Source organism: Pleurocapsa sp. PCC 7327 (genome assembly GCF_000317025.1).
GTDB lineage: Bacteria > Cyanobacteriota > Cyanobacteriia > Cyanobacteriales > Microcystaceae > Hydrococcus.
In genome coordinates, this window is the sequence record NC_019689.1 from 1896008 (window position 1) to 1920451 (window position 24444).

General features: G+C 43.7%; 24 protein-coding genes and 1 pseudogene. 9 read left to right on the forward strand and 16 right to left on the reverse strand.

Features of this window, described 5'->3' with window-relative positions:
- Positions 1–23: 23 nt before the first annotated feature.
- The 4 genes from PLE7327_RS08460 to PLE7327_RS08475 form a co-directional block, all read right to left on the reverse strand.
- A complete protein-coding gene (locus PLE7327_RS08460; protein ID WP_015143427.1) occupies positions 24–1760 on the reverse strand; it encodes a hypothetical protein in 1737 nt (578 codons plus the stop codon).
- A gap of 96 nt (positions 1761–1856) precedes the next feature.
- The gene (locus tag PLE7327_RS08465) at positions 1857–3314 is read right to left on the reverse strand and encodes an NAD(P)/FAD-dependent oxidoreductase (RefSeq protein WP_041391977.1); all 1458 of its coding nucleotides are present in this window, start codon (positions 3312–3314) and stop codon (positions 1857–1859) included.
- 1 nt (position 3315) lies between these two features.
- Positions 3316–4338, reverse strand: a complete 1023-nt coding sequence (locus PLE7327_RS08470; protein ID WP_015143429.1) for a glycosyltransferase family 2 protein — start codon at positions 4336–4338, stop codon at positions 3316–3318.
- Positions 4339–4584: 246 nt separating this feature from the next.
- The gene (locus PLE7327_RS08475) at positions 4585–4839 is read right to left on the reverse strand and encodes a hypothetical protein (RefSeq protein ID WP_015143430.1); all 255 of its coding nucleotides are present in this window, start codon (positions 4837–4839) and stop codon (positions 4585–4587) included.
- A gap of 172 nt (positions 4840–5011) precedes the next feature.
- Between PLE7327_RS08475 and PLE7327_RS08480 the strand changes: the two genes are divergently transcribed.
- A complete protein-coding gene (locus tag PLE7327_RS08480) occupies positions 5012–5659 on the forward strand; it encodes a hypothetical protein (protein ID WP_015143431.1) in 648 nt (215 codons plus the stop codon).
- Between the two features lie 165 nt (positions 5660–5824).
- Entirely contained in the window at positions 5825–8392 is a 2568-nt protein-coding gene (gene gyrA, locus PLE7327_RS08485; protein WP_015143432.1) for a DNA topoisomerase (ATP-hydrolyzing) subunit A, read from the forward strand.
- A gap of 69 nt (positions 8393–8461) precedes the next feature.
- On the opposite strand, the gene PLE7327_RS08490 is transcribed toward gyrA, so the two are convergent.
- Positions 8462–8680 carry a hypothetical protein gene (locus PLE7327_RS08490; protein WP_015143433.1) on the reverse strand — a complete coding sequence of 73 codons (219 nt, stop codon included), beginning with the start codon at positions 8678–8680 and terminating at the stop codon, positions 8462–8464.
- Between the two features lie 166 nt (positions 8681–8846).
- Here PLE7327_RS08490 and PLE7327_RS08495 point away from each other — a divergent pair, with 166 nt between their 5' ends.
- A complete protein-coding gene (locus PLE7327_RS08495) occupies positions 8847–9506 on the forward strand; it encodes a Fe2+-dependent dioxygenase (protein WP_015143434.1) in 660 nt (219 codons plus the stop codon).
- Positions 9507–9530: 24 nt separating this feature from the next.
- Here PLE7327_RS08495 and PLE7327_RS08500 read toward each other — a convergent pair whose 3' ends face one another.
- The 4 genes from PLE7327_RS08500 to PLE7327_RS08515 form a co-directional block, all read right to left on the reverse strand.
- Positions 9531–10406 (reverse strand): YihY/virulence factor BrkB family protein, encoded by an 876-nt coding sequence (locus tag PLE7327_RS08500; protein ID WP_015143435.1) that lies wholly within the window; start codon positions 10404–10406, stop codon positions 9531–9533.
- A gap of 174 nt (positions 10407–10580) precedes the next feature.
- Positions 10581–11549: a YegS/Rv2252/BmrU family lipid kinase gene (locus tag PLE7327_RS08505; protein ID WP_015143436.1), complete on the reverse strand. Its 969-nt coding sequence runs from the start codon at positions 11547–11549 to the stop codon at positions 10581–10583.
- 66 nt (positions 11550–11615) lie between these two features.
- Positions 11616–12329, reverse strand: coding sequence for a rhomboid family intramembrane serine protease (locus tag PLE7327_RS08510; RefSeq protein ID WP_015143437.1), 714 nt, complete (start codon positions 12327–12329; stop codon positions 11616–11618).
- A gap of 34 nt (positions 12330–12363) precedes the next feature.
- Entirely contained in the window at positions 12364–12600 is a 237-nt protein-coding gene (locus PLE7327_RS08515; RefSeq protein ID WP_015143438.1) for a hypothetical protein, read from the reverse strand.
- A 719-nt stretch (positions 12601–13319) separates the two neighbouring features.
- Between PLE7327_RS08515 and PLE7327_RS08520 the strand changes: the two are divergent.
- A pseudogene (locus PLE7327_RS08520) lies at positions 13320–13523 on the forward strand (GlsB/YeaQ/YmgE family stress response membrane protein); the annotation flags it as partial.
- A gap of 379 nt (positions 13524–13902) precedes the next feature.
- Here PLE7327_RS08520 and PLE7327_RS08525 read toward each other — a convergent pair.
- A complete protein-coding gene (locus PLE7327_RS08525) occupies positions 13903–14787 on the reverse strand; it encodes a ClpP class periplasmic serine protease (protein ID WP_015143440.1) in 885 nt (294 codons plus the stop codon).
- Between the two features lie 236 nt (positions 14788–15023).
- A complete protein-coding gene (locus PLE7327_RS08530) occupies positions 15024–15401 on the reverse strand; it encodes an orange carotenoid protein N-terminal domain-containing protein (protein WP_015143441.1) in 378 nt (125 codons plus the stop codon).
- 480 nt (positions 15402–15881) lie between these two features.
- Here PLE7327_RS08530 and PLE7327_RS08535 point away from each other — a divergent pair, with 480 nt between their 5' ends.
- Positions 15882–16574 (forward strand): manganese catalase family protein, encoded by a 693-nt coding sequence (locus tag PLE7327_RS08535; protein WP_015143442.1) that lies wholly within the window; start codon positions 15882–15884, stop codon positions 16572–16574.
- 276 nt (positions 16575–16850) lie between these two features.
- Here the strand turns inward: PLE7327_RS08535 and PLE7327_RS08540 are convergent, their stop codons facing one another.
- Entirely contained in the window at positions 16851–17510 is a 660-nt protein-coding gene (locus PLE7327_RS08540) for a hypothetical protein (RefSeq protein ID WP_015143443.1), read from the reverse strand.
- 263 nt (positions 17511–17773) lie between these two features.
- Here PLE7327_RS08540 and PLE7327_RS08545 point away from each other — a divergent pair, with 263 nt between their 5' ends.
- Positions 17774–18331, forward strand: a complete 558-nt coding sequence (locus PLE7327_RS08545; RefSeq protein WP_015143444.1) for a zinc ribbon domain-containing protein — start codon at positions 17774–17776, stop codon at positions 18329–18331.
- A gap of 58 nt (positions 18332–18389) precedes the next feature.
- Here the strand turns inward: PLE7327_RS08545 and PLE7327_RS08550 are convergent, their stop codons facing one another.
- A complete protein-coding gene (locus PLE7327_RS08550; protein ID WP_041393028.1) occupies positions 18390–19148 on the reverse strand; it encodes a phycocyanobilin:ferredoxin oxidoreductase in 759 nt (252 codons plus the stop codon).
- Between the two features lie 142 nt (positions 19149–19290).
- On the opposite strand from PLE7327_RS08550, the gene PLE7327_RS08555 reads away from it, so the two are divergent.
- The 3 genes from PLE7327_RS08555 (at position 19291) to PLE7327_RS08565 (ending at position 21650) form a co-directional block, all read left to right on the forward strand.
- Positions 19291–19467, forward strand: a complete 177-nt coding sequence (locus PLE7327_RS08555; protein WP_015143446.1) for a twin-arginine translocase TatA/TatE family subunit — start codon at positions 19291–19293, stop codon at positions 19465–19467.
- Positions 19468–19597: 130 nt separating this feature from the next.
- On the forward strand, positions 19598–20416 hold the full coding sequence (locus PLE7327_RS08560) for a tetratricopeptide repeat protein (protein WP_015143447.1): 819 nt from the start codon (positions 19598–19600) through the stop codon (positions 20414–20416).
- Positions 20417–20888: 472 nt separating this feature from the next.
- A complete protein-coding gene (locus tag PLE7327_RS08565) occupies positions 20889–21650 on the forward strand; it encodes a glycosyltransferase family 25 protein (protein ID WP_015143448.1) in 762 nt (253 codons plus the stop codon).
- Positions 21651–21836: 186 nt separating this feature from the next.
- Here the strand turns inward: PLE7327_RS08565 and PLE7327_RS08570 are convergent, their stop codons facing one another.
- Genes PLE7327_RS08570 through PLE7327_RS08580 form a run of 3 tightly spaced genes read right to left on the reverse strand, consistent with a single transcriptional unit; the run spans position 21837 to position 24312 of the window.
- The gene (locus tag PLE7327_RS08570; RefSeq protein ID WP_015143449.1) at positions 21837–22970 is read right to left on the reverse strand and encodes a beta-ketoacyl-ACP synthase; all 1134 of its coding nucleotides are present in this window, start codon (positions 22968–22970) and stop codon (positions 21837–21839) included.
- 53 nt (positions 22971–23023) lie between these two features.
- Positions 23024–23707, reverse strand: coding sequence for a peptidylprolyl isomerase (locus tag PLE7327_RS08575; RefSeq protein ID WP_015143450.1), 684 nt, complete (start codon positions 23705–23707; stop codon positions 23024–23026).
- Between the two features lie 38 nt (positions 23708–23745).
- On the reverse strand, positions 23746–24312 hold the full coding sequence (locus PLE7327_RS08580) for a photosystem I assembly protein Ycf4 (RefSeq protein ID WP_015143451.1): 567 nt from the start codon (positions 24310–24312) through the stop codon (positions 23746–23748).
- Positions 24313–24444 lie beyond the last annotated feature (132 nt).

Below are 24444 nucleotides of genomic sequence, written 5' to 3' on the forward strand. Positions count from 1 at the left end.
CGGTTAACCATCTATCAATTTCTCTATTTTTTGGGTTCGTTGAGAATAAATCCCGCTCCTATTCCCTTGGCTGGATTGCGCAATTTAATATCATTTTTTATTCCTACTTCCGAACAAGGCAATTTAGTAATCCAGCATTTATTAGTCCAGTTGGCTGGATAGGTGTACTCTACATCATTAATTTTTGCATATATTAAATCAAAACTCGGTAATTTAGAGGGGAAAACTAGGCGAGATTGTCCTCCCGCGATCGCAAGAGAAACTACAGCTAAGCCAATTGCTCCTAAGCGAGCGAATTGTTTAACTCTAGTCAACTCGATTATTTTGAAAAAATGAGATAAGAGAAAGTTTTTCTCTCCCCTAACCAAATAATATTTAGCTAAAAATAAGGCAGGGATTGCAATTAAATATCCCAAAGCAAATCTTAACAAAGGAATTTTAGTATATATGAAAGAAGTTCCTAATATCCCCAAAGCAATTATCCAATTTTGCCCCCTCATTTTAGGAGGATTCGAGCTTCTCGATGTTATTAACATCCAAATTGATAAAATTAGTGAAGTAACAAATAACAGAAGCATTATTTGTAATTTGATTGAAGATTTTATCCAGGTAAACCGCTTCTGGAATGCTTCCAATAAAAAATTATCGCTACCAGACGGCATATCTAATCCGGTTATCTTTGACGTTTCTTGGACAATGGTTTGTTCTGGAACCGACCAAGGTAGATCGACGCACATAAACTGGGAAGGATAGAGGGGACATCCAGAGGTAGTAATACTAAATAGAGCATTAGGTAGTAACGCAATAGCGACTAGGATAACTCCCACAAAAACTCGTTTGATCGCTAACTTTTTCCCAAAAACATAAAACAAAAAGCCGATCGCTAAAAGCGGAATAGCACTCAGCTTTATACTAACTGCTCCAACAGAGAGAATCAGCGGGATAAGATAGGCATCTAAATGAGAAGTATTATTCTCTATTAAAAGGGATTGATAATAGTTAGAAATGAGTAAAATACTCCAAGCTGTGACGCCGATAAGAAGCGTTATTGGAACGTCAGGAGAAAAAGATACCAGAATAGATTCATTCAAAAAAGCCGATAAAGTATAGGCACAAATAATTACGCTTGAAAAGAAAATAAAAAACCAATCGGATAACCGAAGATTTTTGGTAATTCCTCGCTGCAAACAGATTAAAAAATGGAAAACATAAATTAAAAAAACAAATCCGTTAGTAATTGCCCCGACGCGATCGCCTAAAAATTGAGGGGTTAACGGGGCAGAAAAAGCAAACCAAGATGAGGTAAACCCAAATCTAGAATGAATCAAAGCCAATCCAGGAACGGCTCCAAATTGAGATAGCCATTGAATGGAACCGAGATGGTAAAGACCCGTATCGAACCAATTAATTTGTTGGGTCGTTAAAGCGGCAACGATTATTTCTATAGCGAGAAATCCTGTAATTAATTTCGGAGAAAGAAGCACTCGAAAACTAAAAATCTCCCTCCTCGCCTGGCGCGATCCCAAAGACAATGCAACTAAAGCGATCGCGACTGTCCCGCCGACCAACGGCGATAGGGGAACAACCAGCGAGACGGCAAGCAACGATATGCTAGGAGCGATCGTCCCCAACCAAACGGCAATCATCAAGCGATCGCTCCTGCGATCGAAGCAATCTGCTTTTAACCAATTGAGAACGGCTATTCCGATAGCAGGACAAACAAAAATTAGTATCGTCCAAACGACGAGCGTATATAACATGAAAATTAAATTGTCTAACTATCCTCGTGCCAACCTGCTAAGAGAGCAGCATTTTTTCGGGGCAAGGCATTGCCTTACCCCTTCTAACGACTTGTCTCAGACTTGCGCTGCTTTTAATTCCTGTTGTCGTTTTTGCCACTCTTCTTGAGTAAATTCCTCGTGATAGGAGCGTTCCGTATTGACGTTCCAGAGATCGTGTTCCTCTCCGAGAATGTTTTTAGCAGCTAAAAGCGCCGTCAGCATCGAGTGGTCTTGGTTGTTGTAGCGGTGCATGCCATTACGTCCGACCGTTTGTAAGTTTTCAAAGGTTTCGATGTAATCGCGAATGACCTGGAGGTGCTTGTAATAATTGCGATCGTAGACGGGATATGCTTTGCGCTGGCGAATGATCGTACCGTCTTCAACCTTGCTAGCATCGACGAGACCCAAACTATCCAATTCTTGCGTTGCCAAATCGAGCAATTCCGTATCGGACATCTCCCAAATAGCATCGCCTTCGCTACAGAAATATTCCATTCCCAAACAAGTCTTGGTTTGGTCGGGAACCATCGCCGGACTCCAATTCTTGAAGTTTTGGATGCGACCGACTTTCACCTCCGGACTGTGAATGTAAATCCAGTTGTCGGGAAACAAGTCTTCTGCATCGACAATCAGCGCTACGATTAAGAAATCTCGATAGGAAAGCGATCGCGCTGCGTGCAAAACTTCCTCTGGCGGAGCGGGATCTAGGCGCTGAAGCAAGGCGGTGACGGGCATGCTAGAAATAAAATGATTTCCGCTAATCTCGATAGTTTTTTCGTCGTGTTGGGCAATGACTCTCTTGATGCGGCTGCCATGTCTCTCGATGCGAACGACTCTGGTATTGAGACGCACTTGTCCGCCTTTGTCTTCCACCAATTCCTGACACCGTTCCCACATCATTCCCGGACCGAGAACTGGATAGTCGAATTCTTTAATCAGACTCTTGGCATTGGTTCTCTTAAATAGAAGATTAATGACAGCTGCCTTGAGCGACATGCCTTTGATGCGCTGTTTCGCCCATTCGGCTTGAATTTTACTACAAGGAATGCCCCAGACTTTTTCGGTATAGGTTTTAAAAAACGTTTTGTACAGACGTTTGCCAAAACAGTGCGTTACCCATTCTTCAAAAGTTTGCGGGTCGGGACGCTTGATGAGAGCTTTTAATTTTTCCTTGAGATAACTCCAGACGACTAGGACACTGAAAATCGGTCCCAGATTCGATAGGGTACTGGAGAATGAGAGGGGATAGTCAAAGAACTTATCTCGGTAGTAGATTCGCGAGAGGCGGGGAACTTTAATAAAATCATCTCCGAGTATCTCGTACCACAGTTGTTCGACCTCTCCTACTTTGGTAAAAAAGCGATGTCCGCCAATATCGAAGCGATAGCCTTTGTAGACCTCAGTGCGAGCAATACCGCCCACTTTATTATCTGCTTCTAGTACGAGGGGACGAACGCTATTCTTGACGAGTTCGTAAGCAGCAGTTAAACCTGCTGGACCTGCTCCGATAATAACGACGGGATGATGTTCCATGTTAGCCATTGATAGTTCTTTGGTTTGAGTTATAGGGAATTGTGCTCAGTAGATGGCGAAGAATACCGATCGCAAATGCTAGTCCGCTGTAGATGTAATAAAGCCAGTGCCAAGGAATGGTCGCGATTGCGAATACCGTCCCACGCTTGTGATAAAAAAACTGGTAAACCGGACGATTGATTGCCAAAAGTGTTATGCAGAGGATGAGAGCAAGCGGCAAGGCTGGAAACCACCACCACGCCAACACTGTAGACCCCAACAAGGCGTGGGCTAAGATGACGCTAACTCGACTAGACCACTGCAAGTTCAGATCGTTCTTTACCTGGCGATTTCGTAAAATTAGAGCAGTCCAGGGAAGCGCTCGGTAAAAAAAGTCTGCTTTCAATAGGGAAATGACTTCCCATCGCTTGAGATGCTTGACTTGTATGTTTTTGGCAAGTTTAATCCGGTAGCCAGCTTGCTTGAGGCGATAGCCCAATTCAATATCTTCTATGCAAGGAAGGCGATAACTTTCATCAAATCCTCCGATTTTTAGGAAAATATCGCGACGGATTGCCCCACAAGCTCCCCAAAAGGTAGATGCTTCTTCACTGCTCGTCTGATGGGTGTAATGATGAAATAAGTTTTTATACTGAGACAGAAAATTAGTTGCCCCAGGCGAATCGTCGTAAGAGCCGATTGAGGCTGCCAAGTCGGGTTCGTCACAAAAGACACGACTGACTTGTGGAATCGTGCTAGCACAGATAGTGACATCGGCATCCAGAAAAAAAAGAATCTCGCCTGTAGCTGCCCTAGCTCCCAGATTTCTCGCCTTTGCCGGACCGCCAGCGCTAGGAATTCTCAAGACGCGCATGCCAAACGCTTCTGCTATATCTCCTGACTCTTCATCGCCATCAGCGACAACGATAATTTCTGTTTCTGGCGGTGCAAACTCTTTTAGGCTCGACAGACACTGCCGGAAAGGTTTGCCCCCGTTGTGTACGGGAATAACTACTGAGATCGATGGTTGTATCCGATTTCTCACAGTTTTTCTCTACTAAGACTATTAGTCGCTAGGTTAAGTGCTTTTAGTTTAATTTCAGGAAAGTTTCTGAAATTGACATGAAAAATACATGAAAGTTTTTTCACGACGATCGACACTGGATCCTAACACATGTTAACAAAGCAAGGATCGCGCTTAAGGAAGATCTATGTTTTGTTATAAGGTAAACTAGCATAACTTATAAGATTTCGGTTAATCCTCAAATCCTTCTCGTTACTAGCTGAGTTTTTAACATTCTCTTTGCCCAAGCTGGCAAATTAAATAAGCATCAATGGAGAGATTTGCATAAAGCGTTTGTGAAAATCGCTCTTGGGCAAGCTTTTGATTATTCATTATATATTTGGCGATAGAGTCGGCGATCGCAAACGAAAAATAGATTGAAAATATGAGATTTTTAAGACTTAATTCAGATAAAATTTGGTTTTTTGTCTTTTTTGTTGCTTTTAATTGCTTTTGCTTATCTGAATTAAGGGATTTTATCATTTAATGCTCGATCCAAATAATCCTGTCGATTTAGTGCTGCGATGGAAAGAACAACAGTATATCTATCGCGGGATATATCCTTACGACGTTACACTAGATTCTCTCAAGCTCGATCCAAAGATTGGGGAAATAAAATCGGGAGGATATCCTCTTTGGGCATTTTTTACTTTATATGTTAAATACTCTTCTCAGACAATCAAAACACTTTGCCGACGAGGGATATTCAAGTATAGCTTTTTTAACCAACTTAGGAATTGCCCCTACAAGTGCAACAATATTGCTAGCTTTGATCGGCGTAGTAGCTGTTACAGTCATTTTTTATACCTATCACAATTCCTCGCTGCTAACGCTTTTTGCGATTGCTTCTGTAATTGGAAGAGTTTCGACTTATCATAGGTTTTACGATAATGTTATGCTAATCTTCTTTTTATTAGCTTTGCTGAAGATGACCTTTAAAAATCTTCACCGATTAAACATTTTAGTTTTGATGTTGGTAGGAATAAGTTTGTGGCTTCCAGGCAAAACTGTCGGGGTAGATAATCTTGGCATTCTAGTACAATTTTTTTTCAGTTACTTGTTTGGAGTTTGGGCTTTGTTTATCTTCTCGTTCAAATCAAGTTTTATTCGGGAGACGGAAGTCAAAAATCTTCTTAGGAAAATCACTATTAGTTATTATTTATTTGCCAAAAAAAATAAAAATATTAGACAGGAGATATTGAAAGTAAATATTTTTTTGATTCTGATTTTGCCAAGCGATCGCCACAATCTAAAAAACTTAACCCCTCAAAATCAAAAGCTTAGAGTTATCCTCGATTTTTGAAGCAGTCTTGGCAAAAGCCAAAAAGAGACCCTGCATGTTAAAATAGTTAAGAAACTCGCGATTTTTACCGTCTTCTCGGTTAAAAAGAAGGCGTTTTTTGCTCGTTATAATTGCTTTTTAGCTGTCTGTCTCTTACATTAACAGATTAACGGAGTTTTTTCCCCTATGACCTTCTCTCAAGATCGGATTATTCCTACGGATCTGAGCAACGAAATGTCCCGATCTTACTTAGAGTACGCGATGAGCGTCATTGTAGGACGGGCACTTCCCGATGCCAGAGATGGTCTCAAACCAGTTCATCGCCGTATTCTCTACGCAATGTACGAACTGGGATTGACCCACGATCGCCCGTTTCGTAAATGCGCCCGCGTGGTCGGGGAAGTCTTGGGCAAATACCATCCTCACGGCGATACGGCAGTATACGATGCCCTAGTGCGAATGGCGCAAGACTTTTCCATGCGCCATCCCCTCATCGAAGGACACGGCAACTTCGGTTCGGTGGATAATGACCCGCCAGCTGCGATGCGTTATACCGAATGTCGCTTGCAATCGCTATCAACTAACGCCCTGCTTCGAGATATCGAAGCAGAAACCGTCGATTTCGTCGATAACTTTGACGGTTCGCAACAGGAACCCGTCGTCTTACCTGCCAGGATTCCCCAGTTACTCCTCAATGGATCGTCGGGAATTGCAGTGGGGATGGCAACAAATATTCCTCCTCACAACTTAGGAGAACTGGTCGATGGAGTCGTGGCACTGCTGCACAACCCACAGATGACCGATACCGACTTGATGCGCTATATCCCCGGTCCCGACTTTCCCACCGGAGGACAGATTTTAGGTCGCGCTGGAATTAAAGAGGCATACACTACGGGACGCGGTTCGATTATCATGCGGGGAGTCGCCCAAATTGAAACCATCGAACAGCATGGTCGTCCCGACAGGGAAGCGATTATCATCACCCAACTGCCCTATCAAACCAATAAAGCAGCGCTCATCGAGAAAATCGCCGAACTGGTTAACGACAAGAAGATTGAAGGAATTTCCGACATTCGGGATGAAAGCGATCGCGATGGCATGCGCATCGTCATCGAACTCAAGCGAGATGCCTATCCCCGCGTCGTTCTCAATAACCTCTACAAGCAGACTCCCATACAAGCTAACTTCGGTGCCAATATGCTGGCGCTAGTCAACGGAGAACCTCACCTCCTAAGTCTGAAGCAATTTCTTCAAGTCTTCATCGATTTCCGCATCGAAACCATTACCCGACGCACTCAGTACGAACTGCGCAAAGCCGAAGAAAGAGACCATATCTTGCAAGGCTTATTGATTGCTCTCAGCAATCTAGATGCGGTCATTCAGCTAATTCGAGGGGCGGCAGATACAGCAACGGCAAAAACACAACTGGTAGGACGATTTGGCTTGTCTGAAGCGCAAGCCGATGCCATTCTACAAATGCAACTGCGACGTTTGACGGCATTAGAAGCCGAAAAGATTCAAGCCGAACACGAAGAACTGCAAGCTAAAATTGCCGACTTGCAGGACATTCTGGCGCGGCGAGAACGGATCGAAGCCATTATCGAACAAGAAGTCCAGCAAATCAAAACAGCCCACGCAACTCCCCGACGGACAGAAATCATACAGGCAGAAGGAGAACTGGTCGATACCGACCTAATTGCCAACGAACAGGCAGTCATTTTATTAACCGAACAGGGTTACATCAAGCGAATGCCTGTCAATACTTTTGGGGCGCAAAATCGGGCAACCAGAGGCAAAGCAGCAGCGAAGATCAAAGAGGATGATGTCGTAGAGCATTTCTTGACTTGCTGCGATCACGATAACATCCTGTTCTTTAGCGATCGCGGCGTAGTTTATACGCTCAATGCTTACCACATCCCTGCCGGATCGCGGTCCGCTAGAGGCGTGCCCATCGTGCAAATGCTAGCCATTTCCCAAGGGGAAAAGATTACCTCAATCGTAGCGGTGCAAGAATTTACCGAAAATGACTACCTGATCATGCTGACGCGCAAAGGCTACATCAAAAAAACCGCACTCTCAGCCTTTAGTAATATTCGTGCCAACGGACTCATTGCCATTTCCTTAGAAGAAGGCGACCAACTGCGCTGGGTAAGACTTGCCCGCGAAGAGGATAGCATCATTCTTGGTTCCAAAGGAGGCATGGCAATTCACTTCAAAGCCGACAGCCAGCAATTGCGTCCCTTGGGTCGCGCCACGCGAGGCGTAAAAGCGATGAAACTAAAAGAGGGCGACGAACTCATCAGTATGGATATCCTACCCAGTCAAGTCGTTGCTCGTATTGGTACGGCTGAGGAAGAATCGGAAGATGAAACCCTCGAAAATGAGGAATTAGTCTCGTCGGAAGAGGCAAATCAAGGTCCCTGGCTGCTGGCGATTACCACTTGCGGGTATGGCAAGCGAGTTCCAGTCTCGCAATTCCGACTGCAAAACCGGGCAGGTATGGGCGTGAGAGCAATCAAGTTCCGTTCCGCACAAGATCGCTTGGTTGCCATTCACGTGGTCAATCGGGAGGATGAGATGATGATCGTCTCTAACCGAGGCATTATTATTCGTCAGGCAGTAGATGCTATCTCGCTGCAATCGCGGATGGCGACGGGAGTTAGGGTGCAACGTCTTGACGATGACGACGCGATCGCTGCGGTAGCTCTAGTTCCACCCTCAGCTGAAGGCGAAGAAGATCCCGAAGCAGAGTAGAAAGTATCTGCAATCCATTAAAGTAGGTGGGGACATGACATTCTATGTCCCTACCCCCCCCTTAAACAGCTAGCCTTCGCCACCTTCATCGCCTTCGCCACCTTCGCCACCTTCGCCGCCTTCACCGCCTTCACCGCCTTCACTAGCAGGACTAGCAGGCGCTTGTTGTGTAGGTTGAGTCGTTTCTTCACCAGCTTCGCCGCCTTCGGTGTTTTGAGCGCCACCACAAGCACCGAGAGTAGTCGCTAAGGTAACGGCGAGAAACAAACTGATTGCCTTAGAATTCATAGTCTTCCTCCTCAATTAGTCTTCTGAAGTTCGATCGGCTAAGTTTGGTAGTATAGCAGGCTGTATTTTTTTTAATTTAAATAGTAAGATTACTTCTAATTGATAAAGGTTGTCAAGCATACCATTGTCAAGCTTTAGGTGATATTTCTCTCTCTTTTTCTGTATAATGATTCTGGCTATCGATAACATTCTTACCCCAGAAGAACTCCAATTTGTTGTTGAGAGTTTATCTCAAGCTAACTTTGTGGATGGAAAAATGACCGCAGGTTGGCATGCTAAGCTCGTCAAAAACAATATACAACTGGAAAAAACTTCCGAAAGGGCTGTAGAGCTGACAGATCTGGTTAAGGCAGTCCTAGAGCGCAATCTTTTACTAAAAACTGCCGTCCTGCCGAAAATTATTCACTCAATTCTGTTTAGCCGCTACGAAAAAGGAATGTCCTACGGCAGCCATACCGATAATGCCTTTATGGGCAAGTGGCGTTCGGATGTCTCATTTACGCTCTTTCTCAGTTCTCCGAATACTTATTCCGGTGGCGAGTTAGTCGTTGCAACGATGGACGGCGATCGCAGTTATAAACTAGAAGCAGGTTCGGCAATTGTCTATCCATCTTCGATGCTTCATCGAGTAGAACCCGTAACCGAAGGGGTGAGGTTGGTTGCCGTCGGCTGGATTCAAAGTTTGGTGCGCGATCCCTCAGAACGGGAAATCCTCTTCGAGTTGGATACGGTGCGTCGATCTATATTCGCGAAAGAGGGGAAAACCCTCGAATTTGACTTACTCTCGAAAACCCATTCTAACTTGTTGCGTAAGTGGGCCGATTGATGACCAAAACAGCGATCTGAATTGTCATTGTGACAACTGAGCGTGTCGGTTTGGTCGAATTTGCGAACCATACCTTCTGGCATAGACCTGGGTAAATTCTGCCCCAAATAGGAGAATTTGGGAAGAATAGTATACCCAAACCAAGAAAACCACCAAAGAACCGGCAGCACCATAGGTCGAACCAAAACTGCTATTACCTAAATAGAGTCCTAGTAAGTGCTTGCCGATAGTAAAGAGCAAAGCAGTAATTATTGCTCCTACCGAAACATCTCGCCAAGTAATTTTTACATCTGGGAGATATTTGTAGATCAAAGCAAACAGAAACGAAACAAAGCCAAAAGAGATGAGAAAATTCAAAATTTGCCAAAGAAAGTCAAAACCCAGTAAAAAACTGGGCCCAAAATGGCTCAGGGCAGCCAGTGCTGCACTGACAATCAAAGATAATAGCAGTAAAAAGCCGATCGCAAGCACCATTGCAAAAGATAGGAAGCGTTTTCTGACGATCGGCAAAATTCCCTGTTCTGGCTTGGGTTTGACATTCCAAATCTGATTGAGAGAATCTTGAAGTGCAGCAAAAACGCCCGAAGCTCCCAATAAAAGAATGGCTACACCAATTAAAGAGGCAAAACTTTTAAGATCGGGCTGATTGGCATTGTCGATCGCAGTCTGAATGACTTGTGCTCCCTTGCTACCAATGAGTTCTTGAAGTTGAGTGAAAATCTCGCCTCTGGCAGCTTCTCGACCGAAAATAGAACCCGCAATCGCGATCGCGATAATTAATAGCGGCGCGAGCGAGAAAACCGTGTAATATGCTAGAGCTGCGGCTAATTGAGATGCTTTGTCCTTTTGCCATTCCTGAAAAGTCTCTTGCAATAGTTTAAAAAGGGAGCGGAGTTTCATGCCAAATCTACAGTTAGTTTAATAATCTTTCTTCCTAACAGGTTGTCCCCAAAGTAGAGAATGTGCAAGGTACTCCACCAAGTGAGCGGCAGAACCTGAAAAGTACTTCGTCATGTTGAGGGTAGCGAGAGCGAAGCAAAAGATCTGAGTATACCAACTCCAATCATAGATTTTTCAAGTATCTGACTTCATCTCTACCTCTACTCCGGGCAATCCCTCTAGTTTTTCAGATGGTTCTTCTGCTAGGGTTTCGGGAATGCAAATGGTTAAACCGCTAGGGACACACTCAACTTCAATCGGAGTCGTACCGATAATTTCTCCATCTAAGACGACTTTCTGGGGTGGCTGAGTTGTTATTTTTACCCGTTTAGTTCTGAGATAGCCAATCTTATCGAGACTAGCTGCATCGCCACTTCTGCCCGTTTGCAAAAGATGGTAAGATGTCGCGATCGCATCAGTCCATTTTTCGACTGCGACGATGGTAACATCCAACAGCCCGTCATCGTAGATAATTCCTGCCGGTCCTTGAGCTAAAATCGAGGTTGGCGGTGCCGCATTAGCGACAGTTACAGCATTAACGGCGGGAGAGCGAATAATTTTGTCGTCAGTTTCGATTTCCACCTCAAAAGCCTCAAGCTGACTTAACTGTTGCACTCCAGCCATTACATAAGCCAGCATTCCCCAACGATTTTTTAACTGCCGCGAGGTATTTTCGACCGTTTCTGCTTCAAATCCAACTCCGGCAAGTAATACCATTGCCTTACCGTTGCATATAGCTGCATCTACTTTTTTCGTTTTCCCCGTTAAAATTGCCCGACAAGCTGCTTCAATCGTACTCGGAAGATTCAAAGCCGCAGCGAAGGCATTGGCAGTACCGCGAGAAATCGCACCCAGGGGAATATCGGTTCCCACTGTGGCAGCGGCGGCAGCTGACAGGGTGCCGTCACCCCCTGCTGCTATTATCATTTCAACACCTCGTTCTACAGCTTTTTGAGCTAGTTCGTCAGCATCGACTTCTTGCGAGGTTATCTGAATATCTAGATCGAATTCAGGTGACAAAAGCACTTTAATTGTTTCTAAATCCTGATTCGGATCGCTTTGACCAGCCACGGGATTAAATATAAGGCAAGCTTTACGAGTCATATTATCTATACTTCTTCAACAATTTAAAGTTCTAAATTTTCTTTTGAAATAGCGATCGCCATGATACTACTGAGTATAAGATTCGGCGCGATCGGACAATAATCCCAATAGAGGACCCAGGATAGCCCCGAAGACAAACCCTCCAGCGTGCGCCCAATAGGCAACGCCGCCGCTTTCCATGCCGATGTGCGCTCTAACATCAAAGCTAGCCAAGCTATTGAAGGCTTGTTGTAAAAACCAAAAACCGAGGAAAAAGACAGCGGGAATTCTAACAGTCGTCCAAAATAAGCCCAGCGGAATTAAGGTGACAACCCTAGCAGTAGGAAACTTGAGAATATAGGCCCCCATAACGCCCGCGATCGCGCCGCTGGCACCTAGCGAAGGAATTGGCGATTGGGCTGAGAAGAACCACTGAGTTAAAGAAGCTAATATCCCACAAGTTAAATAAAAAACTAGATATTTTAAGCTACCTAGTGCTTCTTCGACGTTGTTGCCAAAAATCCATAAGAACAACATATTAAAACCGATATGGACAAATCCGGCATGGATAAATTGCGAGGTCACTAAAGTTAGCGGTTCTGGTACGGGTTGATTGACGGGAATGCCACTAAAACTAGCTGTTAGTTCTTTCGGAACTACGGCAAACAATTCAAAAAATTGAGCGAGCTGGAAATCGGTCAAACTAAGCTCGTAGATAAATACGAGAATATTGATAGCGATTAGCCCATAAGTGATATAGGGAGTAATGCGACTGGGGTTCTCATCCCTTAACGGCACCATAATTTTCTTCCTATCTAAGTATTATTCTATGCATTTAAGCATAATAATTTAATAGACTTGCTTGGCGAGTCGAGAGCAAATGCCAGCCCTGGAGTCTTAGTTTTTGAAAAGTTGCATATCCCTTAGAGCCTGCGGGGATGGGATGGTCTGGAACGGCATATTCTGGAAAAGATGTATAAGGTTTCCATGGTTGATAGGGAGTGGTGCGTAAATGCAATGCCATTTCTTCTTTGTTTTCTTGCATGGGCAACCAAGCCATTTCTTTAATCATGGGATTTTCTCCTAAAAAACAACTGAAAAATACAAGATTTGGTCTACTTCTACTTAGAGGACATCTGAAAAGTCCATTTGGTCATTCTGAGTGCAGTAGAATGTAACCAAGAATCTATGATTGGAGTTGATATACTCAGATGTTTCGCTTCGCGATCGCTACGCTCAACATGAATTCTATACTTCTCAGACAACCTGTTAGTGACTTTTTTCTCTGGTCTTAGATTACTTCGATTGAAGTTAGATCTTTATCTATCTTTAGTTGAGTTTTTAATCGCATAAAAAACGTTAGTAAATTTTTTAAAGCGCACACTCTAACTATGGGCAGAAAGATAGATGTTCGTAGATTTAAATTCTGTATCCAATAGTACTTAGAGAATTATCGATATAAAATACAAGTGAAATTAAAGTATAGCAGTCCTAGATTAATAATGAGAGTTTTAGGCAGTGCGAGCATCTTGCTCGCTATTTGCTTACAAGCGAACAAGATGCTCGCAAATCATCTATGATTGCTATCTAATTGTTCGTCAAATTCTTAACAATATTTTCTTTATTAAGAGGCCGCTTCGCGATAGCGATCGCTTAACCAAGCCGAGCAATAAATATTATTTCTAAATATCAATTTAAATTTAGAAAATTCGATTTATATCTTAGGATATAGATAATTTTCTTTTCGACAAGATAGAGTTAAATTAAGGAGAACTTTTTTAGGAATGTAATATGAACATTATTGCTTGGATTGTTTTAGGACTAATAGCAGGTGCTATTGCTAAAGCGATTTATCCCCGTCATCAAGGCGGGGGAATTTTTGGTACTATGGTACTGGGAATAATTGGCGCTCTAATTGGTGGTACTTTAGCAGTATTTTTTGAGACGGGAACTTTTACGTTAACCGCGGCTTCTCTGAGTATTCCAGGAATAGCATGAGCTGTTTTAGGCGCGATTATTGCTATCTTTATCTGGCAGCAAATCACTTATTCTAGAACGCTTTAATAAAAAAACAAAAAAATTAAACAATTGTCAAAAAAGTCTCTAGCTAACATCATTTGGTTGTTGGGTCTAGCTCAAACTAACGATATATAGAGTTAGCGCGATCGCAAAAGCGTAGCGGGATTAGATAACATCAATCGCTTGAATAAACGCGAAAACATCAGGAGAACAGGTGTAAATCCTGACTAGCTGGTGCGATCCTCATTATGCTTAGTGAACCGCTAGTTTATCGGTATTTCTCTGAATATAGGCTTGAACACACAACCGATAATAATGTAGTGGGATTGACAATCACGACAATCACAACTTCTTCTCAAATTTCACTAAAGTTTGATGGTTTTCTATTGCCTTCGGGTAGAGTAGGATAGCGTCTATAGGGCATCGGAATGTACTGCACCGACGGTCGTCTTTCTGGAGGTTGGGGATATAATTCCATCAAGTCGTATATCGATTTGGGCAGGCTAACGGTAACTGGCAGACCGAGTGAAGAAGCTTCTTCGACAGTTATCGGACAGTCATGGGTAATATGTCCGCTGGTGAGAGCATCTACAATTTTTTCAATGTTTTCAGGAGCAATTTTCTGACTAGGGATCTCGTCCTTAAGTAGGGTTCGGACAAAACGCTGTACCTGATTGATGGCTTTTTGGGCTAAATCTGCCATCATTAGAGTCTCATCGTCAATTTTGTCAATCGGCTTTTTATCAATCACAGAAAGAATACTCGCGGCTGCCATATTCCCTAATTGAGGATCGACGGGTCCGAGAACCGCATTCGCATCCATAACAATTTCATCAGCGGCTAAAGCTAACATCGTACCTCCACTCATGGCATAGTGAGGAACAAAGACGGTAACTTTAGCGGGATGGCGAATCAAAGCGCGAGCAATCTGTTCTGTTGCTAACACCAATCCGCCAGGAGTGTGCAAAATTAGGTCGATGGGAACATCTGGCGGCGTAAGGCGAATTGCTCGCAGTACTTGTTCGGAATCTTCAATTGAAATATAGCGCGACAGGGGAATGCCTAACAAACTAATCGATTCTTGTCGGTGGATTAGCAGAATTACTCGACTTTTACGCCTTTGCTCAAATTCTTGTAAGGCTCGAATCCGCCGAAATTCTAGCTGACGGCGTTGCCATAGTGGTTGTAAAGACGAGATTACCAAAAAAATCCAAAATAAATCAAAAAAGTTAAAATTCATGATGTGTCAATCAAAAGCCAAGAAAAATTGGGGTTAAGTTAAGGCTAATCTCGCTTTACCTAGATCGAAAATTATTTTTGAATTATTTAACACTATAGTATGGGAATTACCCACACTAGAAAAGTTTTGAACTATATAGCCGCACCTGCTTTTGGCTCGCTTCCTGCTGCCGAGACAGATTCGCGCAAGAAAGTAATTTGCTGCTGAAATTCCATTGCTTCTAATTGCGACAATAATTACTGCGCGTTGCTATTGAGTTTGTAGTTTTCTGGCATTGGTACGATTGTTGTGTCTTCCATGCCTTGAGCGAGACAATACCAAAACAGTAATTTTGTGTTCTCGCTCAAAGAGCTATATTCGCGCGAAATTAGGGTATCTTTTCCCGCAAACAGATTGCGTTGCACTTCTAATTGTTCTTGATGAGAGAGTTGTTTAACCTGGTTATATAGTCCCTCAACAATGTCTTGGCCAGCAGCTCCCGGAGCAGCAGGCGTTATAGAATCGCCCATTTTGGTATAAACAAACCATAAAAGGACGAGTTTATCATCAACACTTAGCTCGCTAAAAGTTTTGAGAGCTTCTTGTAAATTGGGATCTAGGTTAGCAGATACCACAATGTTTCCTCCAATCGCTTTCAATTTTTGCTAATAAAACTGTAAAATAATCAGCGATTTTTTTATGACAATCAAAAGACATAAATGGTTGAAAAAATTTTTAAATAAATACATCTAATGATTGATTTTATTTTTATCTCCAGATTTTCCTATTTTTTAAAGTCTATTGCCCAAACTCTTAATTCTGGCTTTAGATAGTAATGAAGATAATTTGCTCTTTATCAATAACCGATCGGCGATCGCTAATTATAGGACGTGCAGTGCTCTCCCTAATTGCGAATTGAAAGTGATGAGCTTGGCAAAGCGATCGCTATCAGACATACTACTTTAGTTAGAAATTGGATCTTTATTTTTTAGATTTGCATTTTAAAGCTATATCTTTAGAGATAAGTTTTACTGTATCTAAGAAGCTAAATTATATAGGAAGCAATTGCCAACCGAATAAAACTTTAAAAAAATAAACAGGAGGATAAATAAACAATGTTTTTTCATAAAAAAGAATTAATTGTAACACCAGTAAAAATTGATGAACCCAATCCTCGTTTTGCTCAATTTTTATTAGAACAATTTGGAGGAGCAACCGGAGAACTAACTGCTGCTTTACAGTATTGGGTACAGTCTTTTCATGTCGAACATCCCGGTATCAAAGACATGCTTCAAGATATTGCGGTGGAAGAGTTTAGTCATTTGGAAATGGTTGGCAAACTCATCGAAGCACACACAAAGAATGCTGACCAAACCGAAGCTTTCAAAAGTACTTTGTTTGCCGTGCGCGGTCAGGGACCCCATTTTTTAGACTCTCAAGGTGCTGCTTGGACTGCCAGTTATATTAATGAAGGTGGCGATGTCGTGCGCGATTTGCGGGCTAACCTTGCTGCTGAAGCAGGAGCGCGTCAAACTTATGAAGCTCTGATTAAACTAGCACCAGACCAAAACACAAAAGAAGTACTGGTACATTTGCTGACTCGCGAGATTTCTCATACCAACATGTTCATGAAAGCACTCGATTCAATGGGCAAGTTAACCGACCCTTTCTTTGGCAATGTTCAGCCCGATCGAACTGTAGATATCTATTACAACTTATCTACTAATGGTCAGGACGAGCGCGGAGCTTGGAATTCTGATGAAAACTTCAGATATATCGCCGATCCAATGCAGAAAAAAGGCATATAGTGCCAGAAAAGCGAGCTATCCGATTCAGTTTTTGTAATCCCAATACGATACACCAACGAGCATAGAAATTGATTTCTATGCTTATAGTGGGGCAAGGCAATGCTTTGTCCCCTACTTGAGCTATTAGCCAGGAACTTAAGTTCCTGGCAGACTCGATAAAAGATAAAAAATCAGGAAAAATTGAGAGCTGAGTTATTAAGTAGAGAAATATAAAATATTTTGCTCTCTAATCCCACCTTTTGTCTTGTTTTCTGGTTTGAGCGCCTGACCGTTCTTTCACACTCTACGTTCGGCGACTGCCTCTGGAGTCATCGTTCTATGGCGATGAATGCCGACAGAAGACCCAATTAGTGCAGCAGCTAAGCCAAAAAGGGAACCAAGGGCAAACCAGCCGCTAGTCTTCGCGATACTATCGGCAATCTGTCGCGCTTGTTCTGCGGTTACATTGGGAGCTTGAGCTGGAAGGGGAGCACCAGCACCGCCTTGTTGTGCCTGAGTGACGATTGCTCCAGCATTGGAAACCACAACACCAAAAGCACCCGACACTCCACTCGCTATCAAGAAAGCACCAATAATCAAACTTGCTGCCCAAAGAATCGCACCATTGAGAAGCGCAGTCCCTTTATTAAGAGGTCCGCTAGCACGGCTGGTTATATATCCCCCCACAAACAGAGAAATCAACAAACTAATAATCGACCAAATGCCAACGGCGGTTCCCACATCGCCAGCTTGAGTTCGAGGTGCTCCTGAAGTCGCAATAGTAGTTGCGCCTACTGCCGTTCCCAGAGCGCTCAAAATTAGTTGAATAGCCAAAGCAATAGCCAGTCCAGCCATAATTGGACCCCAACGAACGCGATCGCGATATTCGACCACTGAAACTCCACCTCGTTCTTCTCTAACTCTGCCGCCGGGATATTCGTTGCTGAATTCCACCATAAGTTATTTACTCCTAATGTTGATAATGCTTAGATCGATTCACACTCCGAGTTTAGGTAAATCCTATAGCCACTACACCTATCTTGAGAAAGGTGTATGATTATCGAGTCGATCGCGCCATGGCATGACTAGCTCAAATTATTTTGTTTCGTCTATCTTGAGTTAGATTTTTACAATTGGTATTACACAATGGTTAAGAAGTCCGTTATCCGATCGCCCTCGTTCTACACTAGGAATAGAGAGCTTTCTTTCAAGAGGCTATTATGGCTTATGTATTCGAGCTAGGAACGGGTCAGCGAGTCTACCTCGAAGATCGAGGAATGCAGACAGTTGTCACCGTCAGCAGCGGCGGTCCGGGACAGCAACAACAATCCAGCAGTAGCATCCAAACTGGAAAATGGACTTCTCCTCCCGAACTATTGCAAACTCCCAATGGTGCTGTCATAAAAATTACTACCGCACGGGGAGAACATCACATCCAAATTCAAGGCAATAGCATCGGCGTAACGAGTCGCTCCTCTGGTGGCGGCGATCGATGGATGCAAGGGCAGCAGGTTTCTAGTACGTCAGTATCTTCTAGTTTTTCGATGCCATCGATGCAACCAATGAAGCCGATGGAACCCATGAACCCTATGGAACCGATGAAAATGGGGGACATGGAGATGAGCGCGAACCCCATGCAAATGCGGATGGGCAATATGGAAATGCGTATGGGTTCGGCAACTCAAACTCAAGTCAATCGACGCTTTTGCAGCCAATGCGGCGCACCTGTCGAACCGAGCGATCGCTTTTGTTCGAGTTGCGGTCATCACCTCGGTTAGCTACCTCTAGCTTAATGTTGGCATTTATTCTCCCATCAATGCCAACACTAAGTTAACATCAGCATTGGGCTTCCTCTTCCTCGGCAGGCAGATCGAACAATACTAACGTCATGTACTTCTCTGCCCACTCAGAACCAAATGCTTTCTCCAAAACTCGTCGAGTTTTATCGTTTTTCTGTTGCTTGGTGCAATAGTAGCGCTGTCCGGCAGAATATAACGCTTGTTGTTGGGGAGGAACGGGTTGCGATTGGATTGCTTGATTGCAATGAATCTCTAAGAAACTCTCAACGCGAGAGAGAAATTGGGTTTCTTCCTCTTGGTTACTCGGACGAATAAACAGACAAAACTCCGAGAAAATATCTCCCCAAGCTGGGAGAGGACGAGGCTGAGCAAATTGAGGGCTGGGTAAAGCTTTTAAAGCAGTTTGATAGGCTGGCGGGAGGATCCGTTCCGGGTTAGTTGGGGATAAGTCCGCGATCGCAGCACTGACTTCACCCCGACCCGCCACGATATCGCAGCCAAACATGGGCAGAGCATATTCTGGTTTGGGAAACATGACGCAGTGCAAAATATCCAGATTGCTGCCCACTTTTGCCAGTTCGAGGTGCATTTTGCGAAACTGAGGGGTCTGAAAGCAGCGATTTTCAATGACCAGTTTTTCCCCTTCCAGCTTTCCTTCGACGTAGCCTAAGTCCTCTGGCAATTCGTAAGGAGATAAGTCGAGATACTTTTGCCAAGAGGACAGAATCAGGTCAGCTAGCTGACGAATAAGGGGGTGTTGTCGTTCGCCAATAGAGGATTTCAAAGTTTCTAACATTCCAAGCATTCAAGCCTTGCCAGAGTGCGATAGGATCGAAAAAATCTGCTAAAAGGTATCTCTATAAAAAGATATACCGAGACCGAGCGCTATCCGTATCGATTAAGACATAAATTAACTATAACTATAGGAGAGACTGATTATGTTTGGATTGGGATGGCCCGAAGTGGCTATTATTGCGATCGTTGCGCTAATTATCCTGGGTCCGAAAAAAATTCCAGAACTCGGTAGTGCCATAGGTAAAACCTTACGCGGTTTCAAGGAGGAGATCGGTAAACCCCAGGAAATTTCTTCTAGCGAAGACAAAGAAGAGGATTGATAGGGGAGATGAGGGGACGGGGAGGGCGGGGAGACAAGGGAGAAATAATCCTCAATCCAAAATCCTTTCATCTAAAATGGTATGGCCGCTAACTAATAACCAATAATTAATAATAAATTGACTAACAGCAATGGGATATTCGGTTGAGGTTAATAGTAGTAATTTTAATAGCGAAGTTATCGAGCAATCTTATACTAAACTCGTTTTAATCGATTTTTTTGCGACTTGGTGCGGTCCTTGTCAGTTATTGAAACCAGTTTTAAAGAAGCTGGTTAAGGAGTATGATTTTATCCTGGCACAAGTCGATATTGACAAAAATCAAGATTTAGCCAATCAATATGGCATCGAAGGCGTACCGGACGTAAGAATTGCACTCAAGGGAGAAATGTACCCCGGATTCGTTGGCGCCCTTTCAGAAGCCCAATTGCGAGACTTGCTGGAGAGGCTCAATCTCAAGTCAGAATTAGACTTGGGATTAGAAAAAGCTAAAGGCGCGATCGCTTCTCAGGACTTTCGAGGTGCGAAACAGATATTCGACAATTTGTTGGTCCAATATCCCGAAAATCCCCATGTAGCTATCGAAGCAGCGCGTTTTTTGTTACGAATCGGACAACTGCAAGACGCAGAAAGGATAGCACGAACGATTGGAGAGGATAATCGAGCATTCTACCCCAAAGCCCAGGCAATTCAAACCTTGATTCAACTCAAACAAGCGGCTGACAATTCAGGGGACAGCGAATTAGATCGATTATTTGCTCGCGCAGCTCGTTTGGCGTTGTCTGAAGATTACGAAGGGGCATTTTCCCTCTTTTTACAAATCGTCCAAGAGAACCGTCAATATAGAAACGATGGGGCGAGAAAAGCGATGGTGTCTCTTTTCAATTTATTAGGACTCGACCATCCCTTGACCAAGCAGTATCAACAAGAATTAATGATGGCGCTCTATTAGGTTGGCGCTAAATAAATCTTAAACGAGCAATTTTCTTTTCTATTAGTAAGGAAAAAATTAATTTTGCGCAAACAAACAGTAGAGCTTTCAATTGAATCAAGCTCTAATAACGAGTTAGCGATCGCTCAAACAAACCAATTTATTTTTTAAATTTATAGGGTAAAAAATATTTACTATTTTTTTGTCCTTAACGTATTATACATGATATCTACTTTAGCGATCTCCATCAAAAGTTTGATTCTCTCAGATCTTTATTATATGTAAAAAATACATAATAGCTTTATTTCTATTTTCCGCCTATATAAAGAGTTAGGTTGCCTGAGCTGATTGGCAATCGAATAGATTATGTAGTGATTGACTTAATTGGGCAGCAATCCGAGCAAGCAAACTGTCCGATTTAATCATGGAAAACTTTGACATACAGCATCAGTTAATCGCGAATTACAGAGTCAGTCAAAAACAAGAGGGCTAGATGAGGTTTTTAGAGTTCTTCGATCGCATTTACGTCATAAATTTGCCTTACAGAGTCGATCGACGTAAAGCTATAGAAAAGGAACTCAACCAGGCAGGAATATCTTTTCTGTCCGAAAAGGTCGAACTATTTGCGGCAATTAGACCGGATAGCGCTGGTTTTTTTCAGTCAATTGGGTACAGGGGAGCATTTCTAAGCCATTTAAACGTTCTCAGGCAAGCAAGAGAACGCGGGTTAAACAATGTTCTGATTATGGAAGACGATCTAGAGCTATCAGAAGATTTTAAAAAGTATGAAGATCTCTTAATCGCAGAGCTAATGGGAAGAGATTGGGATATCGTTCATTTTGGCCATAGCATTGAACCAATCGCTAGCGCTAGAGAAGTTTCCCTCCCTATACTGCAACCTTTTTCTGGAGAATTAATTGGCGCTCAATTCTACGGAGTTAATGGTAAGGTCTTGGATCGATTAATCGATTTCTTTGAAGCATTGCTACAGCGACCTGCGGGACATCCCGAAGGAGGTCCGATGTCTCCGGATGGGGCTTATAATTTTTTTCGGTGGCAGAATCCTGACGTTGTTAGGCTAATTGCCGTTCCAAGTTTTGGCGGTCAGCGAAGTTCGCGTAGCGATATTACTCCAAGCTGGTTCGATCGCTTGCCTATTTTACGTTTTCTGGCAAGAGTTGCTAGAGAGATAGGTTTGGTAAGGATGCTAAAGAATTTTTCTTCTCTCAAGCAGGCGAAGCGTCGCAAACCTTAAGGAAGACAATCTCATACCATTCTTAAAGCGATCGCACAATTTGCCGATAATACCATCTCTAAAAAAGAACGCTACAGATGCTCGAAGGAAAAAGCCTTACACCTAGAGCTGCTTAATTGCGAACCGACGCGGACTCCCACGAAGTGGAGGAGCATCGGCGAATTGGTATAATTCCTGCGAGCATCGCTAAAATTTTCCCAATGCTATGACTGCATTTTGACCCCCAAACCCAAAACTAAAACACATCGCCTGCCGAATCTCTCCCCGACGCGGCGCAGTGACTAAATTCAACTGAAACTCCGATTCTTTCAACCCCACGCAAGTAGGGAATTCCTGGCGCTTCAGAGCCATTAAACAAAAAGCCGCTCCAATTGCCCCAGAGGCTCCTAGTGTATGGCCAGTAGCCCCTTTGGTCGAACTGACGGCAACGCCATGGGGAAATAAAGACTGAACCAGACTAGCTTCTCTTGCATCATTAAGTTTAGTACTGGTTCCGTGAGCGTGAATATAATCTATCTCGGTAGCCGATAAATTACTGCGCTCTAGACAATCCTTGACGGCTATAGTTGCGCTGCGATTGTCTATTGAAGGCGCACTGATATGAGTTGCATCGCAAGTCAAACCAAACCCCAAAATCTGACCGTAAATAGCTGCGCCGCGACTCAACGCTAATTCGGCTGACTCCAGCACCAATATTGCCGCACCTTCTCCTAAAACCAAGCCTTCCCGGTGCTTATCAAAAGGATAGCAACCCGTCGCTGCCAGAGCGCCCATTTGCTGAAATCCTGCTAGCGTCAGTGGCGTTACGGGGGCTTCTATTGCTCCTGCAATAACGCGCTGACATTTCCCTTGTTGAATCAGTTCAAAAGCTTGCGCGATCGCCCAAATTCCCGTGGCGCAAGCTGCCATTGGCGCTAGTACGATCGCCGTCGTTCCTATCTGACGCGCCGCCGCGATCGCACCTTGGTTTGGTAGCGTTTCTAACCAATTTTCTAGCTGTAGCGAATCTCTATCCCCGTGCAATTGACTCGCGTATTGCTCCCAGACTGCCTGACAACCGCGACTAGAACCAATAACGACTCCGCAGTCTGGCAAAGGAGTAGTTAATCTCCCATCTTCTAGGGCGGCTGATAGGACAAGTCGAGTCAGCTTCGTTAATTGGGTTGGCGATTTCCCGATTAGTCCTAACGGATAGGCAGGAAGTTCTGGAAAAGGACGCTGGAGTCTAATTCCCGATCGCCGTGCCAGTAAATTCTGCCAACTCTCGCTTAGAGATCCCAAACAGCAAAGCAACCCAATTCCAGTAACGACAACATTCACGCTTTTAAGGAAAAAGACAAAAGGAAAAAGGCAAAAAATTTCTTTTTTACTTTTTACTTTTTCAGGTTTTCCAATCCAGAGACTACTTTAGCCGATTCGATGCGATCGCCTTGTTTGATATTGTCAACTACTTCCATGCCACTAGTGACGTAACCGAATACCGCATAATCGCCGTCGAGAAATCCTAGATCCGATAGCGCAAAGTAAAACTGAGACGAGGCAGAATCTGGCATTTGGGATCGTGCCATCGCGATCGCACCGCGTTTGTGATTCAATACGACTTTAGGCGATGCAGCTCCGGATTGTCTGCCCACTGCCTTGCTGTAAAGCGGTTTTTCTTCTCCTTGAAGCTTGATTTCCAAAGGAATCGTTCGCTCTTGCTTGGTATTGGGATCGATAAACCCGCCAGTGCCATTGCCTTTGGGATCCCCACCTTGCGCAACAAAGGGTTCGGGTTCGTTGACGACTCGATGAAAGGTCAAGCCATTGTAAACGCCGCGATCGACCAAATCGACAAAATTACCTGCCGTGATGGGGGCATTGTTGCCATCGACTTCGATAGTGATGGGCGAACCGTTCACCTTCATTTCAACGGTAGCTTTTCCTTCGAGTCTGGGTACGTAATTATCCATATTGAGAGAATTTGCTTCTGGTGTCGAGCATCCAGTCAGCACTAAACCGCATACAAAAACAATCGTCAGCAGCGATTTCAACCAGTACTGAATAGACTTTTCCATGTTAAATCTTCTAAAAATAACTTGAATTATTACAATCCTTACAATCCTTCTAAAGGAACGCCCAGGAAACGAGCGAGTTCTGCTCCCTGATTTTCTAACTCTGACAAGGCAATAGGCTGTCCGACGCGAGTTAGAGGGATATCTCTGCGTTGCTTGACGCGCAGGTACAGTGCCCGTTTGGGATTGATTCCTTCCTTAATATCTGCTTTGACTGACTGAACGTCTGCTATGGGGCATTCTATTTCAATGCGTCGGTTTTTTCCAGGAAATCCCCAACGGAAAATTTTGAATTTGCCCGTTTCTTTATTGAATTCGTTATAACCTCCGCCAACATTCCATAGAATCGTCAACCACATATACAAACTGACTAGAGAACCCGTTACCCCATAAAACAGCAATGCCACTCCTTGGGGGACAAACTGCAATCCCCTCGTATCGCTCACGACGAGAAGGTTAACTTTTAAATAGCTAGAAAGTCCTGCTAAAAGAAAACCTACACCGCCGACGGCGGCAACAGTCGCCCACCAGTAGTTACTCAATCGGCGAGAACCTAACACCTCTTGACGCAGGATGGTGCTATCCTTTGCTTTTGCCTGTGCTGCCATATTCCAACAAGTGAGCTTTAGCGAAATCTAAATAAATACCCTTCTGAATTTTACTTGTTTTTGGCGATCGGGGAGTGTGGGGAGAAAACTAGCCACTAACAACTGTACGGGCGGGTTTTTGACAGTAACTGT

What these genes read in the sequence shown, in the direction of transcription:
- PLE7327_RS08540 (WP_015143443.1), bottom strand. Translation starts at nt 17,510, where the DNA reads ATGGTGGAATTCAGCAACGAATATCCCGGCGGCAGAGTTAGAGAAGAA.
- PLE7327_RS08510 (WP_015143437.1), bottom strand. Translation starts at nt 12,329, where the DNA reads ATGGTGCCGTTAAGGGATGAGAACCCCAGTCGCATTACTCCCTATATC.
- PLE7327_RS08555 (WP_015143446.1), top strand. Translation starts at nt 19,291, where the DNA reads ATGTTTGGATTGGGATGGCCCGAAGTGGCTATTATTGCGATCGTTGCG.
- PLE7327_RS08575 (WP_015143450.1), bottom strand. Translation starts at nt 23,707, where the DNA reads ATGGAAAAGTCTATTCAGTACTGGTTGAAATCGCTGCTGACGATTGTT.
- PLE7327_RS08560 (WP_015143447.1), top strand. Translation starts at nt 19,598, where the DNA reads ATGGGATATTCGGTTGAGGTTAATAGTAGTAATTTTAATAGCGAAGTT.
- gyrA (WP_015143432.1), top strand. Translation starts at nt 5,825, where the DNA reads ATGACCTTCTCTCAAGATCGGATTATTCCTACGGATCTGAGCAACGAA.
- PLE7327_RS08525 (WP_015143440.1), bottom strand. Translation starts at nt 14,787, where the DNA reads ATGAATTTTAACTTTTTTGATTTATTTTGGATTTTTTTGGTAATCTCG.
- PLE7327_RS08495 (WP_015143434.1), top strand. Translation starts at nt 8,847, where the DNA reads ATGATTCTGGCTATCGATAACATTCTTACCCCAGAAGAACTCCAATTT.
- PLE7327_RS08480 (WP_015143431.1), top strand. Translation starts at nt 5,012, where the DNA reads ATGTTAAATACTCTTCTCAGACAATCAAAACACTTTGCCGACGAGGGA.
- PLE7327_RS08565 (WP_015143448.1), top strand. Translation starts at nt 20,889, where the DNA reads ATGAGGTTTTTAGAGTTCTTCGATCGCATTTACGTCATAAATTTGCCT.
- PLE7327_RS08580 (WP_015143451.1), bottom strand. Translation starts at nt 24,312, where the DNA reads ATGGCAGCACAGGCAAAAGCAAAGGATAGCACCATCCTGCGTCAAGAG.
- PLE7327_RS08465 (WP_041391977.1), bottom strand. Translation starts at nt 3,314, where the DNA reads ATGGAACATCATCCCGTCGTTATTATCGGAGCAGGTCCAGCAGGTTTA.
- PLE7327_RS08550 (WP_041393028.1), bottom strand. Translation starts at nt 19,148, where the DNA reads ATGTTAGAAACTTTGAAATCCTCTATTGGCGAACGACAACACCCCCTT.
- PLE7327_RS08515 (WP_015143438.1), bottom strand. Translation starts at nt 12,600, where the DNA reads ATGATTAAAGAAATGGCTTGGTTGCCCATGCAAGAAAACAAAGAAGAA.
- PLE7327_RS08535 (WP_015143442.1), top strand. Translation starts at nt 15,882, where the DNA reads ATGTTTTTTCATAAAAAAGAATTAATTGTAACACCAGTAAAAATTGAT.
- PLE7327_RS08460 (WP_015143427.1), bottom strand. Translation starts at nt 1,760, where the DNA reads ATGTTATATACGCTCGTCGTTTGGACGATACTAATTTTTGTTTGTCCT.
- PLE7327_RS08490 (WP_015143433.1), bottom strand. Translation starts at nt 8,680, where the DNA reads ATGAATTCTAAGGCAATCAGTTTGTTTCTCGCCGTTACCTTAGCGACT.
- PLE7327_RS08505 (WP_015143436.1), bottom strand. Translation starts at nt 11,549, where the DNA reads ATGACTCGTAAAGCTTGCCTTATATTTAATCCCGTGGCTGGTCAAAGC.
- PLE7327_RS08545 (WP_015143444.1), top strand. Translation starts at nt 17,774, where the DNA reads ATGGCTTATGTATTCGAGCTAGGAACGGGTCAGCGAGTCTACCTCGAA.
- PLE7327_RS08475 (WP_015143430.1), bottom strand. Translation starts at nt 4,839, where the DNA reads ATGATAAAATCCCTTAATTCAGATAAGCAAAAGCAATTAAAAGCAACA.
- PLE7327_RS08500 (WP_015143435.1), bottom strand. Translation starts at nt 10,406, where the DNA reads ATGAAACTCCGCTCCCTTTTTAAACTATTGCAAGAGACTTTTCAGGAA.